General features: G+C 46.9%; 16 protein-coding genes and 1 tRNA gene. 2 read left to right on the forward strand and 15 right to left on the reverse strand.

Annotation, left to right across the window (positions count from 1 at the left end; genetic code table 11):
• Positions 1-317: 317 nt before the first annotated feature.
• The 7 genes from H8S75_RS14260 to H8S75_RS14290 form a co-directional block, all read right to left on the reverse strand.
• Positions 318-1,121, reverse strand: a complete 804-nt coding sequence (locus H8S75_RS14260; RefSeq protein ID WP_187022190.1) for a nitroreductase family protein — start codon at positions 1,119-1,121, stop codon at positions 318-320.
• A gap of 25 nt (positions 1,122-1,146) precedes the next feature.
• Entirely contained in the window at positions 1,147-2,031 is an 885-nt protein-coding gene (locus H8S75_RS14265) for a DMT family transporter (RefSeq protein WP_187022191.1), read from the reverse strand.
• A 99-nt stretch (positions 2,032-2,130) separates the two neighbouring features.
• Positions 2,131-3,189 carry an aldose epimerase family protein gene (locus tag H8S75_RS14270; RefSeq protein WP_187022192.1) on the reverse strand — a complete coding sequence of 353 codons (1,059 nt, stop codon included), beginning with the start codon at positions 3,187-3,189 and terminating at the stop codon, positions 2,131-2,133.
• Between the two features lie 34 nt (positions 3,190-3,223).
• Complete coding sequence (gene asd, locus H8S75_RS14275; protein ID WP_187022193.1) at positions 3,224-4,309, reverse strand: aspartate-semialdehyde dehydrogenase; 1,086 nt, start codon at positions 4,307-4,309, stop codon at positions 3,224-3,226.
• Positions 4,310-4,461: 152 nt separating this feature from the next.
• Positions 4,462-5,313, reverse strand: coding sequence for a DegV family protein (locus tag H8S75_RS14280; protein ID WP_187022194.1), 852 nt, complete (start codon positions 5,311-5,313; stop codon positions 4,462-4,464).
• Between the two features lie 36 nt (positions 5,314-5,349).
• Positions 5,350-7,587, reverse strand: coding sequence for a DNA gyrase/topoisomerase IV subunit A (locus H8S75_RS14285; RefSeq protein WP_187022195.1), 2,238 nt, complete (start codon positions 7,585-7,587; stop codon positions 5,350-5,352).
• An 11-nt stretch (positions 7,588-7,598) separates the two neighbouring features.
• Positions 7,599-9,518 carry a DNA gyrase/topoisomerase IV subunit B gene (locus tag H8S75_RS14290; RefSeq protein ID WP_055652623.1) on the reverse strand — a complete coding sequence of 640 codons (1,920 nt, stop codon included), beginning with the start codon at positions 9,516-9,518 and terminating at the stop codon, positions 7,599-7,601.
• Positions 9,519-9,665: 147 nt separating this feature from the next.
• Between H8S75_RS14290 and H8S75_RS14295 the strand changes: the two genes are divergently transcribed.
• Positions 9,666-9,736 (forward strand) — tRNA-Gly (locus H8S75_RS14295).
• A gap of 177 nt (positions 9,737-9,913) precedes the next feature.
• Here the strand turns inward: H8S75_RS14295 and H8S75_RS14300 are convergent.
• Positions 9,914-10,546, reverse strand: a complete 633-nt coding sequence (locus H8S75_RS14300; RefSeq protein ID WP_187022196.1) for a hypothetical protein — start codon at positions 10,544-10,546, stop codon at positions 9,914-9,916.
• 380 nt (positions 10,547-10,926) lie between these two features.
• Here H8S75_RS14300 and H8S75_RS14305 point away from each other — a divergent pair, with 380 nt between their 5' ends.
• Positions 10,927-11,175: a hypothetical protein gene (locus tag H8S75_RS14305; RefSeq protein WP_187022197.1), complete on the forward strand. Its 249-nt coding sequence runs from the start codon at positions 10,927-10,929 to the stop codon at positions 11,173-11,175.
• A 242-nt stretch (positions 11,176-11,417) separates the two neighbouring features.
• Here H8S75_RS14305 and H8S75_RS14310 read toward each other — a convergent pair whose 3' ends face one another.
• The 7 genes from H8S75_RS14310 to H8S75_RS14340 form a co-directional block, all read right to left on the reverse strand.
• The gene (locus tag H8S75_RS14310) at positions 11,418-15,164 is read right to left on the reverse strand and encodes an N-6 DNA methylase (protein ID WP_187022198.1); all 3,747 of its coding nucleotides are present in this window, start codon (positions 15,162-15,164) and stop codon (positions 11,418-11,420) included.
• Positions 15,161-15,355: a helix-turn-helix domain-containing protein gene (locus H8S75_RS14315; RefSeq protein WP_006772138.1), complete on the reverse strand. Its 195-nt coding sequence runs from the start codon at positions 15,353-15,355 to the stop codon at positions 15,161-15,163. The genes H8S75_RS14310 and H8S75_RS14315 overlap by 4 nt, the downstream gene beginning before the upstream one ends.
• Before the next feature lie 229 nt (positions 15,356-15,584).
• Entirely contained in the window at positions 15,585-16,328 is a 744-nt protein-coding gene (locus H8S75_RS14320) for a M15 family metallopeptidase (RefSeq protein WP_187022199.1), read from the reverse strand.
• Between the two features lie 96 nt (positions 16,329-16,424).
• A complete protein-coding gene (locus tag H8S75_RS14325) occupies positions 16,425-16,757 on the reverse strand; it encodes a hypothetical protein (RefSeq protein ID WP_055659477.1) in 333 nt (110 codons plus the stop codon).
• Between the two features lie 16 nt (positions 16,758-16,773).
• Complete coding sequence (locus tag H8S75_RS14330) at positions 16,774-17,064, reverse strand: hypothetical protein (protein WP_055659475.1); 291 nt, start codon at positions 17,062-17,064, stop codon at positions 16,774-16,776.
• Between the two features lie 11 nt (positions 17,065-17,075).
• Complete coding sequence (locus H8S75_RS14335) at positions 17,076-17,204, reverse strand: XkdX family protein (protein ID WP_070102546.1); 129 nt, start codon at positions 17,202-17,204, stop codon at positions 17,076-17,078.
• A 3-nt stretch (positions 17,205-17,207) separates the two neighbouring features.
• Entirely contained in the window at positions 17,208-17,555 is a 348-nt protein-coding gene (locus tag H8S75_RS14340) for a hypothetical protein (RefSeq protein WP_187022200.1), read from the reverse strand.
• Between the last annotated feature and the right edge of the window lie 313 nt (positions 17,556-17,868).

A 17,868-nucleotide genomic window follows, 5' to 3' on the forward strand; every position in this document is an offset into this window, starting at 1 on the left:
TACTCTCACTCCTATCAGACTATTTTTATGATCTTTCCCCACTCCTTTACCAGCATTAGGTAAATTTCACTAATCATATCTGATATTCTCTCTCTTGTCAATGTATCGTCCTAAATTCTGATAATTTTATTTAAAAATCGTTCTGTACTTGACTTCCAAATGGTCAGGAACGAAAAAAAGTGCTGCAAAAGCCTCATTTCCAGTGTTTCAATTCATTGGAAACAGGTTCTTTGCAGCACTTTCCTATAATCTTTTCAATCGTTAATACCGGGAAATGGTCCAGCCTTTAAAACCGTCTCTTATAAGCTCTATGAAGATTATAAAAACCGGATGTCGCCCGTCTTCCGTGGTGCTGTTCTCTGATATTTCACGGCCGGATATCCCAGAAGCATACAGCAGGCAAGCGTTCTGCCTTCAAGTCCCAGCCACTCCATCAGTTTCGGGCTCACGCTGACTGTTCTCTGCAGATAGCCGCTGTATAGGGCGCCTGCGCCCTCGGCCACCGCCATATTTTCCATATTGGCCGCCGCCAGACCTCCATCCAGCGGATTATCTGCTGCCGTAATCAGCAGGCACGGCGCATTAAAGAAGAATGTATCCTCCTTGGGGTCCTTCTTCCATTTATCATAGAAACGTGTAAAGGCGCGCACGTAGTCTGGTTTCGTCTCCCGCAGAATCTCCAGAATGTATGGAAATTCTGACCAGAACAGTTCCTTGAACTCGGGGAGACGTGTCTGTACTGCCACAAAGGTACACGCCTGTGCGTTCTTCGCCGTTGCCGTATAGCGCCCCGCTTCGATGATCTGCTCCAGCACTTCCCGGCTGACTGGTGTATCCTTATAGCTGCGGATGCTCCGGCGGAATTTTACCGCGTGAAGAAAGTTTTCCGGAGATACGGTGAACGAATCCTTTTGATACGTTTCCACCCCCGCCATATCATACTCCGGTATGGAAACCGCCTCGGAGGGACAGATTGCCACACAGTGGCCGCAGGTGATGCAGGGCCATTTGACAGCGGCCTTTTTCTCGTTTAAAACAATCGCGTTTCCCGGACAGTCCTGCACGCAGAGACCGCATCCGATACACTGTTCTTCATCAATTATAACTGCACTGTTCATCATTCAGTTCTCCTTTTCCCACTTCATTTTAAGATGCCGTTTTTTTCCTGTATTCGGAGAGAATCACTGCCGCAAACATGAATACACAGCCGGCCATCAGCCGGACTGTCAGCGGATCACCCAGGAAGATCACGGAAAAGATAAGACCGAATACCGATTCAAACGATAAGAGAATGGATGAGGTGTTCGGCGTTAAATATTTCTGTCCCACATTCTGGAGCAGGAACCCGATCATTGTGCTGAAAATTCCCAGATACAAAAGACCGATCATCATCGTGTTGTCAATTACCCCGCCGTCAAACGGCCCTTCCAGAATCGGCGCGATCATCCAGCTTAAGGCCGCTGCCACCACCATCTGCAGCACCGTCATCGTGACCGGGTCATGATCCGTCGTATAGCGGTCGATAAATACAATGTGGACCGCGAAGAATAAGCCGCAGATCAGGGTCAGTAAATCTCCGAGGTTGATGGATAAATCCCCTTCCAGCGACAGCAGCGTAAGGCCCACAACCGCGATACAGGCGGCGATGATATTATTTCGCTTCGGTTTCTTGTGGTTAAAGAACCAGTGAAGAAAAGGTACGAGGATCACATATAGTGTGGTGATAAACGCATTTTTGCTGGCCGTCGTGTACTTTAATCCATACGTCTGAAAGAAATAGCTGACAAAGAGAAACACGCCCAGCAGTCCCCCGCAGAATAAATCCGATTTGTTGATCTTCATCACCTTTCTCCAGAATACCAGGATCAGTGCGATAGCCGCTATGGTAAAGCGAAGCGCCAGTAAGTAGGTGGGGGAAATGATGTCCACCGAATTTTTCATGACAACAAATGCGCTTCCCCAGATGATGGTCGTGATGATCAGCCCGATGGCCGCCAGTATTTTGATTCCTTTTCCGTCTTTCGTACTCATAGGTCTCCCTAATGTCCTTTCACATACACATGGGCTGCCAAGGCCGGATTATGGCCGTGGCAGCCCTTTGCTTTCTATGGTGCTGCAGTGTTTAAAGCGTTACCAGCGTGTAAACCGGTATATCGTAGTAGTCCGGTATTCCTCTCCCGCTTTCAATACCGGCGAAGGAAATTCCGGCATATTCACTGCGTTCGGATAGTACTGTGTCTCAAAGCAGTAACCGTATCTCGGAGCATATACCATGCCGTTTTTGCCGGCCGGTCCTGCGCCGAGGAAATTGCCGGTGTAGAACTGCATTCCGGGAAGGTCCGTGTAGACCTCCATGCGTATCCCCGTTTTGTCGGATTCAGCTGCCGCGGAAAGTTCAGTCTCTTCGGGAGCATGGTTTAAGATCCAGTTATGATCGTAGCCTTTGCCGAGAATCAGAGCCTCATACTCCTCTTCGATGTCACGGCCGATTACCTTCATGACAGTGAAGTCCATAGGCGTACCAGCCACCGGCACGATCTCTCCGGTCGGAATGGAACCTGCGTCCGCCGCCGTATACGTATCCGCGTCGATCCATACTCTCTGGCCCATGGCATTTCCGCTGTCCTGGCCATCCAGATTAAAGTAGCTGTGATTCGTAAAGTTTGCAACCGTATCGCTGTCGGAAACCATATGGTAAGCGATGACCAGGCTGTCATCCGGTGTCAGCGTGTAGCTCACCGTGATGTTGGCGTTTCCCGGGTATCCCTGATCACCGTCGGGACTGAACAGTGAAAAGCTGATGACGGTTCCGAGAGCGCCCTCCTCTGTCTCGGCCTCCCAGAGACGGTCGTGATACAGATCCGGCGCGCTGTGCAAATTATTCGTTCCGTCGTTAGCCGCCAGCTGGTACTCTTTCCCGTTCAGCGTAAATTTCGCCCCTGCAATGCGGTTGGCGTTGCGGCCGATCGGTGCTCCGAAGTGGGGCGGATTCTCCAGGTACGCCTCCACACTGTCATATCCCAGAACCACATCGACGAGTTTTCCGTCCCTGTCAGGCACGTTCATCGTCACCCATGTGCCGCCCAAATCGGTAAAAGAGGCCGACACGCCGTTGTCATTAGACAGCGTATAGAGAGTGACCGCTTCTCCGGAAGGCATAACTCCCCACTGTTCTTTCCTGTAAGCCATTTCAGCTACCTCCGTGTTTCTCTTATTTGTGTCACTATTTTGCCTGAATATATCCCTGCGCTGTTAAAAGCTCTGCGCAGAGCACCGCGCCGCCGGCCGCGCCTCGGACCGTGTTGTGGGACAGGCCGACAAATTTATAATCGTACACCGTGTCCTCACGGAGACGTCCGATGGAAACACCCATACCATTTTCAAAATCCACGTCCATGGTAACCTGCGGACGATTGTCTTCATACAGATACTGGATAAACTGCTTTGGAGCGCTTGGAAGCTCCAGTTCCTGAGGAAGCCCCTTGAAGCTTACGAGGCGCTCGATCAATTCCTCCCTGGTCGGTTTTCTGCGGAATTTCACGAAAACTGCGGCTGTATGACCGTTTAAGACCGGAACACGGATACACTGGCAGGTGATAACCGGCTCACTCGCTTTGACGATCTCTCCGTTCTCTACCTTTCCCCAGAGTCTTAACGGTTCCTGCTCACTCTTCTCTTCCTCACCGCCTATGTATGGGATGATGTTGCCTTCCATCTCAGGCCAGTCCTTAAAGGTCTTGCCTGCGCCTGAGATTGCCTGGTACGTTGTAGCCACAACCTCGTACGGCTCAAACTCTTTCCAGGCGGTTAATACGGGAGCGTAACTCTGGATAGAACAGTTCGGTTTTACAGCGATGAAGCCGCGCTCTGTGCCAAGCCGCTTTCTCTGATCCTTAATCACTTCGAAGTGCTCCGGGTTGATCTCCGGTACTACCATCGGCACATCCGGTGTCCATCTGTGCGCGCTGTTGTTGGAAACGACCGGTGTCTCCGTCTTCGCATACGCTTCCTCGATCGACTTGATCTCTTCTTTCGTCATATCAACGGCGCTGAATACGAAATCCACGCTGGCGGCAACTTTCTCCACCTCATTTACGTTCATCACAGTCAGCTTCTTTACTGCTTCCGGCATCGGAGTCGTCATTTTCCAACGGTCTCCCACAGCCTCCTCATACGTCTTTCCGGCAGAACGGGGGCTGGCGGCCACGGTCACCACCTCGTACCAGGGATGATTCTCGAGCAGAGAAAGAAATCTCTGTCCCACCATACCTGTCGCACCTAACACACCAACCTTTAACTTCTTTTCCATAGTTTTCTCCTCATTTCATTTCTTTTTTCAGACTATCCTATAACAAAGTTAAAAAAAAATCAAGGTTTATTCGTCACAAAAATACATTTGTGCGTCTATGAAAGACATTTTCCTGGAATGTACGTCCTGGAAAAGAATCGCACGCTTTTATTTTATGATTTTACAGCAAATATAATTCCCAGCGTGTTTGGGCCGCAGTGGCTGGACACGGTGCATCCGGCCTCCGTCACCAGTATCTCCGAAAAGATTCCCCGGCTCCGGATCAGCTCCCTGGCTTCCTCCACCACCGCCTCCGGGCAGGCCGCGTGGGTGAGAAAGATTACGTCCGGCATGCAGCGCCCCTGCACCGCGTCGAGCCGTTCACCGATGTATTTTCTCACACACTGCCGGAACGCGCCGCGGTACTTTCTGTCCACCGTCAGTTCCCCGTCCCTCACGCTGATGCTGGGCCTGATGTTCAGCAGATTGGCGCCGAACGCGGTAACCGCCGAACAGCGTCCGCCCTTTCGTAAATAGTCCAGCTTGTCGATGACAAAGCTCACATCCATGCGGGTCTTCAAATTCTCCAGCTTTGCCTCAATCGCTTCCGTTTCCATGCCTGCCTCCGCCATTTTTGCGGCGGCTACTGCCAGATAACCGATTCCGGTGGTAAGATTCATGGAGTCTACCACCGTGACGCCAGGAACTTCCTCGGCGGCCAGAACTGCGTTCTGATAGCAGCTGGACAGCGCCGAACCGATGGTAAAATGAATCAGCGCGCCGCACTCCTTCCTTAGCTCCGTAAAAGCGCCGCAGTACTCCGCCGTATTGATGGCGGTCGTACTACAGATCTCTCCTCCCGCCGAAACATGGCGAAAGATATCGGCCGGTTTCAGTTCGATTCCATCCCGGTATGTCCTTCCCTCCATGATAATGGCCTGAGGGATTACCGTAATTCCATACTGTTCTGCAATTTCTGCCGACAGATCGCAGGAGCTGTCGGCAGATATCCCTATTCTCTTCACCGTGATTCCTTTCCCGTGACTGCCGCAGGCTCCTTCTTACGAAAGACGGACCTTGCTGCCCTTTCCGTCACGCTTTCCGATCTTTAAGCGGTTCAAATGAACTTCCTTCTTTTTGTATTCGATCACCGGATCCTCTCCCAGTAAGTAGACCGTCTCCAGTTCTTCTCCCTGGGCCAGCTTAATCCCCCGCACGCCTCTGGAATTCTTCTTCATCTCAGGAATCTCTTCCAGTGCAAAACGCAGGAATACGCCGCTTGAGGTCTGAAGCACCACCTCGGTCTCCGCCCGGAGAATCTGAATCGATACCACATCGTCGCCTTCTAAAAGCTTGGTAGCGGCTACGGTCCTGTTGTTTGTCTCGAATTCCTCTCCCGGCACTCTCTTCACAAGCGCCTGCTTCGTGGCGAAGAGGAAGCGGCTGCCCTTCATGGATTCCGCGCTGCAGAGATAGATAATCTGCTCTTTTGTGCCGTCATACTTGCTTAAGTTGTCGATCGGCGTGCCCTTGTCCCTCAGCTTTCCGTAAGGGATATCGGCGGCCTTCACCTGATGTAAGTTGCCGGTATTGGTGAAAATACAGATCTTGTCTGTATTAAAGCACGATACCACGTGAACGTTCTCCGTCTCGATGGTCTCTCTGTTGCGGTCGTATGTGGACTTATCCAGCAGCTTGCAGTAGCCGAACCGGTCCATGACGAACACCACCTCCGAGACGGCCACGGCTGTCTCATCGTAAACAGCTTCTTTTCCATCCTCGATGAGCGTGCGGCGCGGTGTGGCAAATTCCTCTTTGATAGCCTCTAAGTCCTTCTTAATCACGACGTCCATATTTGTCCGGCTCTCCAGAATATGCTGGTACTCGGCGATCTTCACCATAGTCTCCTTATACTCCTTCTCCAGGGCCAGAATCTCCAGACCGATCAGCTTATATAAGCGCATCTCCAAAATGGCGCTGGCCTGCTTCTCCGTAAAATGAAGCTTCTCCGCATCCTTTTCAAATCCGGCTGTCCGAAATTTGATGTTGGAGATATCTCCTGTCATCAGGCAGGCCTTGGCATCCTTTAAGCTCTTGGAGCCTCTCAGCACGGCGATAATCAGATCGATGATATCGCAGGCCTTGATTAAGCCTTCCTTGATCTCCTTTTTCTCCAGTTCCTTCTCCAGCAGCGCCTGGTATTTGCGCGTTGCGTTGTGATACTGGAAGTCCAGGTAATTTTTGAGGATTCCCTTTAAATTCAGGGTCTCCGGCCGGCCGCCGGCGATGGCGAGCATGTTGACGCCGTACGTATCCTCCAGTTTCGTCTTCTTATAGAGGATGTTGCGGATCTTTTCCACATCGGCGTCTTTTTTCAACTCCAGCACGATGCGGATGCCATCCTTGTTGGACTGATTGGAAATGTCCACCACATCGGTCAGCTTCTTTGATTCCACCAGTTCCGCCACATCCACAAGGAACTTGTTGATACCCGCGCCGATCATGGTATACGGAATCTCCGTAATGACCATCTTGTCCTTGTCGGCCTTCCGTTTTCCCAGTTCGATATCGATCTTTCCGCGAAGCTTGATCTTTCCGCTTCCCGTCTCGTATATCTCCGCGAGACCGCTCTTATTGGCGATGATGCCGCCTGTTGGGAAATCCGGGCCCGGCATATATTCCATCAGTTCCCTTGTCGTAATCTCAGGATTGTCAATGTAGGCTCTGACGACGTCGATGACTTCCCCCAGGTTATGAGGCGGAATGCTGGTGCTCATACCGACCGCGATTCCCTCCGCGCCGTTAATCAGAAGATTTGGCACACGGACCGGAAGCACCTCCGGCTCCTTTTCCGTCTCGTCGTAGTTGGGGATAAATTCAACCGTCTTATCCAGATCCTTTAAATAGACTTCCTCTGCAAACTTCTCCAGCCTGGCCTCCGTGTAACGCATGGCAGCCGCGCCGTCGCCCTCGATGGAACCGAAGTTGCCGTGTCCGTTTACAAGGGGCATTCCCTTCTTGAATACCTGGGACATCACGACCAGGGTTTCATAGATGGAGCTGTCGCCGTGGGGATGGTACTTACCCATGGTATCGCCCACGATACGCGCCGACTTTCGGTGCGGCTTATCGTGATTTAACCGAAGCTCACTCATATCATATAATACACGCCGCTGTACCGGCTTTAATCCGTCTCTCGCATCCGGGATTGCCCTGGCAGTGATAACGCTCATGGAATAGTTCATGTAGCTCTTCTGCATTTCCTCGGAATATTCTGTTTTTACAATCTTCTCAGCCATGTTCCCTCTCCTTATGCATCAATCTCTGCTTCATCCGCATGCTCGTAAATAAACCGGCGCCGCGGCGGAACGTCGCTGCCCATCAGCATCTCCGTGATTTCGGAGGCCATGCGGGCGTCCTCGATCTCCACCTGCTTCAGCACCCGGTGATCCGGGTCTAACGTGGTTTCCCAGAGCTGCTGCGCATCCATCTCACCAAGACCTTTGTAGCGCTGCAGCGTAAAATCACCGGTGTGGGTCTTCCGGTAGCGCTCCAGCTCTTTCTCATCATAAAGGTACTGTTCCTCGCCGCGCTTCGGAATCACCTTGAAGAGGGGAGGCATGGCGATAAACACATGACCGTCATAGATCAGTTCCGGCATGAAACGGTAGAGGAACGTCAGAAGCAGGGTGTCGATATGGCTTCCATCCACATCGGCATCCGTCATCAGTACGATCTTATTGTAACGAAGCTTGGAAATATCGAAATCGTTGCCATAGCCCTCCGAAAAGCCGCATCCGAAAGCATTGATCATCGTCTTGATCTCGGCGTTGGCCAGTACTTTGTCCATGGAAGCCTTCTCCACATTGAGAATCTTTCCGCGGATCGGCAGAATGGCCTGGTACATCCTGTTTCGCGCAGTTTTGGCAGAGCCGCCGGCGGAATCTCCCTCGACGATGAATATCTCGCATTTCTCCGCGTCACGGCTCTCACAATTGGCCAGCTTTCCATTGCTGTCAAAGGAGAATTTCGATTTGGACAGCATGTTCGTCTTGGCCTTTTCCTCCGCCTTCCTGATCTTCGCTGACTTTTCCGCACAGGAAATAACTGCTTTCAGAATCTCTAAATTCCGGTCGAAATAGCGCTGCAGTTCGTCTCCCGTCACTGTGAAGACCGCCTTCGTGGCATCCGCGCTGGCCAGCTTCGTCTTCGTCTGCCCCTCGAAGATGGGATCCGGATGCTTGACCGCGACCACAGCCGTCATACCGTTTCTCGTATCTGCGCCCGTAAAGTTGGCGTCCTTCTCCTTCAATATTCCCAGCTCCTTGGCATAGCTGTTGATCATCTGCGTAAAGCGGGTCTTAAAGCCGGCTAAATGGGTGCCGCCCTCCTGGGTGAAAATATTATTACAGAAGCCCAGAATGTTCTCCTCAAAGGTATCCACGAACTGAAAGGCCACCTCCACCTCCACCCGGTCGATGGTGCCTTTATAATAGATCGGATCGTGAACCGGAGCCTTTCCGGAGTTCAGTTCCTTTACGTAAGAGATGATTCCCTCCGGCTCATGGAACAGGACGGTCTCCTCCTCACCCGCTCTCTTATTCTGATATGTTATCTGAAGGTTGGGATTTAAGTAGGCCGTCTCGTGAAGACGGCTCTTCAGCCAGTCCGCCTTAAAACGGGTCTTTTCAAATATCTCTCCGTCCGGCAGGAAGTTAATCTCAGTTCCCGTCTCCTTCGTCCTTCCCAGCGTAGGAAGCAGGCCATCCACCAGTTCTACCGTCGGAATGCCCCGTTCATATGCATCATAATGAATCTGACCGTTCTTATATACCTTTACGCTCATCCGTTCCGAAAGAGCATTTACAACAGAAGAGCCGACTCCGTGAAGTCCGCCGCTTGTCTTATACGCATCATTATCAAATTTACCGCCCGCATGAAGAGTGGATAATACAATTCGCTCCGCGGACATGCCCTTCTTATGCATCTCCACCGGAATTCCTCGTCCCGCGTCTTTCACGGAACAGGAACCATCCGCTTCCAGTGTAACCCAGATCTGGTTACAGAAGCCAGCCAGATGCTCGTCCACCGCATTGTCCACGATCTCATAGATCAGATGGTTAAGCCCCTTCGTGCCGACACTGCCTATATACATACCCGGACGTTTCCGGACCGCTTCCAGCCCTTCCAGTACGGTAATACTGTCCGCATTATACTGTGTTTTCGCCATGATACTCCTCCACATCTTGTATTGTCTTTTGCTATTATACAATGAAATTCCTGCACTTGGCAAGTTTTTAACACATTTTTTCAAAAAAGTATTGAAATTTATACCAGAGTCGTGCTATAATATATGACGTGTCAGTAAACTGGCTAAGCAGATATAGTTCATTGGTAGAACATCAGCTTCCCAAGCTGAGGAGGCGGGTTCGATTCCCGTTATCTGCTTTTTTTATTGCCCAAATGTTGATTTATGGGCATGTATTTTTATTTTCACCACAGGAACTTTCCATGACAAAAGAGGATTTCCTCTCATTCAAATGAGCTGGAAATCCTCTTTTTAATCAGGGTGTGTTTCACACCCGCTTTGATCTTTGATTATACATCTCTGGAATCTTTCCTTCGTTACTCTTCGCTGCTCCAGTCCACATCATATTCCTTTTCCAGCGAAAAACTGCTTAACATAAGGTCCGTTGGGTCAAATGACATGAAATATTCATAGTCTTCCCCCTTCTGCAGCCACATATAGTCATCGCCGGTGAAATCCGGAAACATCTCTCCAGCCTTCTCCCGGGACATCTCACTGGCAGGCACACCGTTAAAGGTGATCCTCTTCAGTTCGCTCTCTTCGCCGCTGACCAGGCTGAATTCCAGACGTGCAATCACTGCGTCTCCCATACGAATGGCCTTTTCATCCGTAACCAGGGAAATATGGGCGAAGATGGAATCCGTAACCCAGATCGAACCGCCGGTATAGTAAGCATTAGGCTCCAGCTCGGCCTCCGGGTCAATCTCATACTGATTGATCTGTTTGTCCTCCGTCATCTCAGACACCGTTACATTCATTCCCTGATCCAAAAGTGTCTGCACCGTGGTCTCGCCGACCAGAATCTCTTTCCCGTCTATCGCAACCGGATACAGCACCTGGGCCGGTTCCGCCGACGTGGTCTCCTCTTTTCCGCTCCTCCCGGAACAGCCGGATAACAGCGCCGCTGCCGCAAGCAGAATCATACCTGTTTTTAAAACTCTTTTCATCACTCGCATCCCTCTTCTTTTGAAATAATATAAAAACCCCTGATAAAATCAGGGGTTTTCAGTCAGCTCCCGGCCGGACTTGAACCGGCGACCCACGCATTACGAACTCGAAATTTTATTGTGAATCCTTATCAGTATATCTTAAATCCCTTGATTTTACAAGGCTTTTCGTAATAGCATCTTGTACCCATGTTGACTAATATTGTACGTTTTTTTGTTACGTAGTAGGATTTTAGTAGGAAAAAGAACGTGAAACAAGTGTAACAACTAACGGCTTAAATTTGTACTTATTTATTCAATAGTGATTCGCAAACATTTTTCCATATTTTTACATCTCCATTATCCTATACACAGGTGTATATTTAGCCTAAGGGGATGATTATATGAAAGGAAAAAGATATTCTGTTTTAAATCGAATCAGATATTTTCTATCAAGGCAAATACGAACGGATGCGCGGCTACTTGATTTTATGCAGGAGCACCCAGAAATCAGTGCAAGCAAAGAGCTTGAATCACCACCAGGAGAATTTCAGAAGATCATGATGGAAATGGAAAGGAGAGGTATTAAGCCAGATATCAAAAGGCAACTCAAAATTAAAATATGGTTTGATCATATTTTTAGAAAAATGTAAGTTAAAGGGTGTCTCTTAAAGGGGACCTCCTCTTTTGGCGATGTGAATAGTGATTTTACTACTCTTTCTACTACCTTTGAACGCAGAAACATGAAGGGATATGAGAATATTTAAGAACATCTTCTGATATGAAAAGTGCCGGAAAGCCTGTAAATACAGGCTATGCCGGCATATTTTACTTCTATTACATTATTTATTGTGGCTTGCTAATTTTCTGCTGCCTAAATGTTGCCACTATTGAATTAAAGGTACTTATCCAACACCTTACCTTTTTGTTTTTTCAAATCTTCTAGCCTCATTTTTCGAGTTGTAATCTCAGATTCTATTTTTTCAATTTCGGCAACGATCTCTTGTTGCTTGAACAGAGATGGAATAGGAACATTATAATTTAGTACACTTGCCTTATCAGCTCGTGGCATTTTAACGCCCTTAATATGTTGCATTTCGTATTCAAAAAACTCATCTGTAGCCAATAAATAATACAAATATTTTGAGGATATTTTTGTGTCATCCATTTTAAGCACAAGAACATCGCCAGAACTTCCTCCATCATTATCGGCTAACCAAATCTTCTTCAAATATGGACGAATATTAGACAATAAAATATTTCCCTTTGAATAGGCTATCGCCGTTCCCGACTTTGGAACAAATTGAGAGGAACCTTTACCCTCCATATTTTGCAATAAATTATCAACGCCCACATACGTATCACTTGACAGTTCCGCGCAAGAAATTCTATCTTGCGAATATGATGCCACTACTCCTAATTTCTCAAGCGGCTCTCCTGCTGCACCATTCTTGACAGCAGATAAAATTGAATACCTCAATGCATCTACTTGCTCAATAATATAAGATTCTTCCCGGTCAATTTCCTCAATTTCCGCAACAATTTTCTTCTGCACATCGAGTGGTGGAAGAGGTATTTTAATATCTGCTAAGTTTGCACTTAGGTTATTAATATTTATTCCAGTACTTTCTTGACTGATAATGTGTCTGAACTGATTAGAAGATAATATAGCCCAAAGGTATTTCATACTAACATCTTCTGATTTGCAGCGCAAGACGCCCATAAAGCCGCCAGCAAAATATTCAGTATTATATGAAATATATGCACTTTTCCCCACATGACTTTTGCTTCCGCTTGAAAAGCACATAAAAATATCATTTTGCTTTAGCTTCTTTGTTCCATCTATTGTTAAATCAGCGCGCAAAAACACTTTTTTTACTACATCAAAATCACCAGAATTGGTAATATTGTCAGCAGTTAAAATAACGTTATTTGTTTCATTATAAACTTGATCCTCTTTTGAATAAGTAACTCCTTTTATAATTTGCACTAACTCTCCCAACCGAACGGACGGAAAAGAAGAAGTAAACGTTGTCTTCTTAGACAAATTCACAGCTTTATCAAACTTACTTGTGCCATAGCTGATAAACCCGCTCATGCGTCCATATGACACATTGTGAGATAAGCTCTCGTCTATAACAATTTCTTTACCCAGAAACGCATTGTAGATATAACTGTTTGCTTTCTTCGGATTCAGCAAATCTCCATTTTCATCAAACAGCTTCGTGCCACCCGGCAAACGCTTAATGCCCTCGTGTCCGCGCCGTTCGCTAAATTCATAGCCTAAAAACGTCTTTTCATCCTGCTTTTTCCCCGTTTTCACTAGCACAATGTTTTGAGTATAGGTAAGAAAGAAGTATAGCATTTTCTCTTTTTCAAGCGCAATACCCTTAGTGTAGACATCATCACCAAAGGCCTTTATGTAATCAGAGTACAACTCGTGTTCTTGCATAGCAACGCTGGCCCTGCCACTGATAAAAGAAATATAATCGTCAAAGGCAAGGCCATCATATATATTGGCAACATATTTTGAAAAGGCGTTCTCAATTCCCATAACAGTTACATCTTTAGGACTGGAAAAAAATGTACTAATCGCTTTTTCAATGGTTATAACGTCATTATCAGAGCGGCGCTCCAAGAACAGCACAACCGTATTAGTTCCAGTTTTCATAAATGTGCCGGAACCAAGCTCAACAATCGCTTTCACCCTAAAATATTTAAAGATTATTTCTCTTGCCTTTGAATAGATACCGCCGTTTGAAAGGATTGAACTGGGCAAAATTACCCCTGCCCAACCGCCAACCTTCAAAAGCTGTTTCATGCGCTCAACAAATAAACACTCAATTTCTGAACTATTGTCTGTAATATTATCGTATAGCTCAAAGGTTTCTTCTCCGTATTGGAGCGTACTTTTGAAAGCCTCCACAGAATATGGGGGATTTGAAATCAGTATGTCAAATTGTCCGTTGTTTTTTCTGTCATAGTGTTGGGTTTGACGCAAAAGGCCACGGTATTCTTCAGCTTTTTCAAAATTAGCCAAACCGTTAGCCCAAATAATGTTAGCCTCACCGTCACCGTTGAAAAACGCGCTAACCTTCGTAGTTTTAACAAGACGATTATCTAAATCAATCCCGTAAACTGAATCTTTTGCCCATGCGAATTTCACCGCACCTTGCCAAGCACTTACTTGTTTACGAATATCTGGTGCAGCATGACTAATGTCAAGTTTCTCGTCTAAAACGTGTTGTAATTGCTCCATATATTCTGTCAGAAAGTGTCCGCTGCCACAGGCATAATCCATCACCGTAGGAAGAACATTTCGTTCCCTGCTGTTAATTTTACCTTGCACAAACTCTTTTAATGGCAAGGAAGAAATAATGAATCGAGTAATAGGAACAGGCGTAAAGAATTGTCCCGCCTCTTGTTTCATGCTGGTGTTCAACAGCAATTCAAAAAAGTTTCCTAAGAACTCGTGCTTTTGCTCATATCTGAATTTGTAGGCTTGAAGTAACTCAACGATTTCACGGACAATTTTAGCGTTTAGCTTAAAAGTTTTCTCATCCAAAACCTCGACAAAGGCAAAGTTAGGGCTTTTTTTTAATCGGGTATCGCGAAACATATCCATTAAGCGTTGCTTTTGCATAGCGTTATCAATACCTTCTAACGCTTTAGTTACATCATCTTCCGAATGATCGATTACCCGAATTTCAAGAAAACGCCACATACCATCTTTGTAGAGGTCATTAAGGCGCATTTGCAAACTTTCATCAGTATCGGATTCCAACCATTGAAATTCAAGCTCATCATCTGGATTCTTATTTTCATCAATAATTTTGCACACAAACAAATTCAACAGCTTATTAAAAGCATTGGGCTTGTCGGAAATAGCATTATGGCGCAAAATTTCCATTATTTGATTATAAATTTTTCCACTATCCTCTTCTCTGAGGTTTTTAAGCATCCCGTATGTAAGTGCCTTTGGTTTTATATCATATGGTGTGGCATATTCCTCAAAGATTCCATTTTCTTTGAAGTTCTTATTCCAATAATCATGAATATCCTTTGCGCTGGACAAATCATGCCAAGAGTCTTCAACCAAAACAATATTATTTCGGTATTCAATCTTTTTATCATCAAGGTGCGAGGCATACAGACACAAAAACTTTGCGGCTCTGTCTTGCTGATAATATGAAAAAATCTGCCCTCCATCTTTGAGTGTTTTTACAGACTCTTTTACAAACTCATTTCCCCAAGTTTTACACTCAATCATCAAGAATGGAAAATCATCATTTTCATTATAAATGAGAATATCTAATTTACCCTTAAGATTACGCCCTAAAGGATATTTCTTTTCAAGTTCAAGCCGCTCAGGGCGATACCCTTTTGTGAGCAAACGATCAATACACTCAAGTACTACGAAGTTTTCCAACTTGTCAAAATTACTAGTTGTTAAATCACCTAGCCGAATACGTTTATTTTGCTGAATGCTTTGATGAGCATATTCGATTTTTTGCTCGTTGAAGTCAACAAAAATAGGATAATTATCGTAAGCAACGTATCGTTTTACAAAAACACCACTTATGCCATCTTGCGGAGCAAAGCCCAATTTGACAATTAGCTTTTTAATATAGTCGATATTCATTTTGACTTAACTCCTTTCTTCCCGTTGGAATTGGCAGCGAGGTAATCATTGATGTCCGAGAGCTTAATCCTATAAATACGCCCGACCAATGAAGCAACGAGTTTATCGTTCTTTATCCATTTTAATACCGTCTTATCTGAAACTTTCAAATAGGCAGCAGCCTGAGCAACCGTCAAAATTTCGTCATCCATTGGATACAACACCCCCACTTTATTTTTTAATATTACCACAGACCGAGTGCATATTCAAGCAGAATTTAAGTTGATTTAGAGGATTTAAACGGAAGTGAGAGGAACTTAAAGCCCCATAGAGTTATACTAAATATTTGCTACTTTGTTTATTTTCGTCTTATATCGTATAAATCACTACTTGAAAGGGGGATGGATTATCATCCCCCTTTTTCGCTCTTAAGTACGAAAACTATATACTATCTGCCTGATCTACAAACCATATCTCCATGGCCCCATTCTCCCGGCTCCGCCAGCACGCGCCCTCAAGCGGTCCGCCTGACGTCGGATCGAAGTAATACCAGTCCCCGGAACCGTCTTCAGGATCGCATACGCTGCCGTTCCACCTGTGCCAGCTCGTACACATGTATCCATCACCGTTAAACAGGTACCAGCGATGGTTGATGACTTCCCATTTGTTGGCCGGATAACTTCCGTTCGGGCGGCGATACCACCAACCATTGGGCGTACTGATCCAGCCGATCCGCTCCTCCACCGGCTCCCAGGTGCGCATAAACTCATCTGGATTGCGGTACAACCGCTTAATACCGGCTGTAGTACTACCCCAGTCTGAAAGCTGGAAGTGCGGTTTGTCTACCGGACTTTTCCAGTTGCCGCCCCATTCCAGCCCCAGGGCGACGCCGATCTTACCCACCTTAGTGAAAAATCCATCGTTATCATAGTAAGCGCCGCGGCCATCGTTACGAAAAAAGTCAAACGCGGTCCCCCACTGGTGGTAGGAGCTGAAGTTACTTCCCGGCGCATTGGTCACAATAGGCCCAGGCTTTGTCCGGCCCTGAGCGTAAAGCGCGTCCTGCTCTGCCACGGTCCGCAGTGTCTCACCGATCTTAATTTTAAGTCCCTGCTTATTGCATTCCTCGACGAGTCGTCCCGCCAGTGCCTGAAGCCGCGGGTGGCACAATGTAATATCTCTCATAATTTTACCTATCCTTTCATTAAAAAAGGGCCCGGAATCCCAGGCCCTAAAAAGTTGTGATATTGCAACCGTTGCGATATCGCAATGGCTCCGGCGCTATTGGCCGCCACCCTTTTTATATTTTGTGCGCTGCCATATTTCCGATATTTTTTCCCAGCCTCCCATAGCTACAAGTGCCACCAGAAAAGCCACTATGACACAAGCCACAATCATATACCATACCATAGGCTGATTGAGATATGCCATTATCATCACCAAGGTCAGGGGGCAGAGCACTAAAGACAGGACGATAACCACCGCCGACGTTGGAAGCTTGTCCAGACCAGGCCATGACTTAATCACCTGTGTAATAGCTGATACTATAAAAGCCATCACTCCGATAGCAATTAATAAGTACGATCCATACTGCATAACTGTGTTAATATCCATTTCAATTCCTCACTTTCTACTTATCTATAATAGATTCGAGAAGTTCGTCCCGAATCCGTTTCATATTTTCAATTCCATTGCCGGTAATTTGGTGATTAAGCATTGCTGCCAGACATTTTGATTGTTGCTTCTGCATGTCTTCCACAGCTTTGAGTCGGTCGTAATCCTGCTTGTCATGCTGTTCGAGTACTTCAACCCTTTTAGACATTTGGAAGGCCGGCCGGATCACCTTAACAATAACGGCTGCAGCACCTCCCACAATGCTGATTGCGCCACATATTGATAGTAATGTCTGTACTGTATCCACTGATGTCCCCCTTAGTAGTCCTGTCCGGTGATCTCCTTATACTCCTCGGCTGTGATCCAACGCCCGACTGCATTGCGTACCATGCCAATCGACCAGTACCCATCACCGTAATATCCCTTAACCTTGTTATACTTACTCATATCCTACACCTCCTCTAAGTCAATGCCGCCCATCATTGCCACATACGCGAGCTGTGCCTGTGTGGCTGCCAGCTGCTCCCGCAGATCAGGCGCCCGGAACTCTGCAATCATTACCGTGCCGATCACGTCCCGTGTCTCTGTGATCGGATCGCTGGACTCAGGATCAGTCCCTGTCTGGACCTGTTCGGTACCCACGACGTAATTATCGTCTTTGGTAAGACGGCCCGCATACACGAGGTCTGAGCGTGTCAGGATAGGTTCCCCGGCATCGTCCAGTACGGTAATAGCCTTCGTGGCCTTGACGTCAGCCTCAACCTCTGCAAACGTGGCAGCCGCCGGCTGGAAGATCACTCTCCCGCCCTGATCCGTGAGCTGCACTCCGTTGACTAGGAGATCATACAGTTTCTCATTGATTTTGATTTTTTCCATTTTATTTCCTTTCCGCCTGCCGGATCATGCCGGACGCAGGCAATAAAATAAGCCCTGTAAGGGGGCTGGTCAAAATGTTACACTCTCAAATTGTTATGATTTCTTACCCGGTTAAATAGTGATTTAGCGAACAAACTTGATAGTAGCGCTATAATTGCTCAATACAATAAACTCCAGATTGGGAATGTAAAAATACAATACGGAAAAATGGAGTGTATAGTAAATTTTAACGGGC

This window comes from Hungatella hominis, assembly GCF_014288005.1.
Classification (GTDB): domain Bacteria; phylum Bacillota; class Clostridia; order Lachnospirales; family Lachnospiraceae; genus Hungatella; species Hungatella effluvii.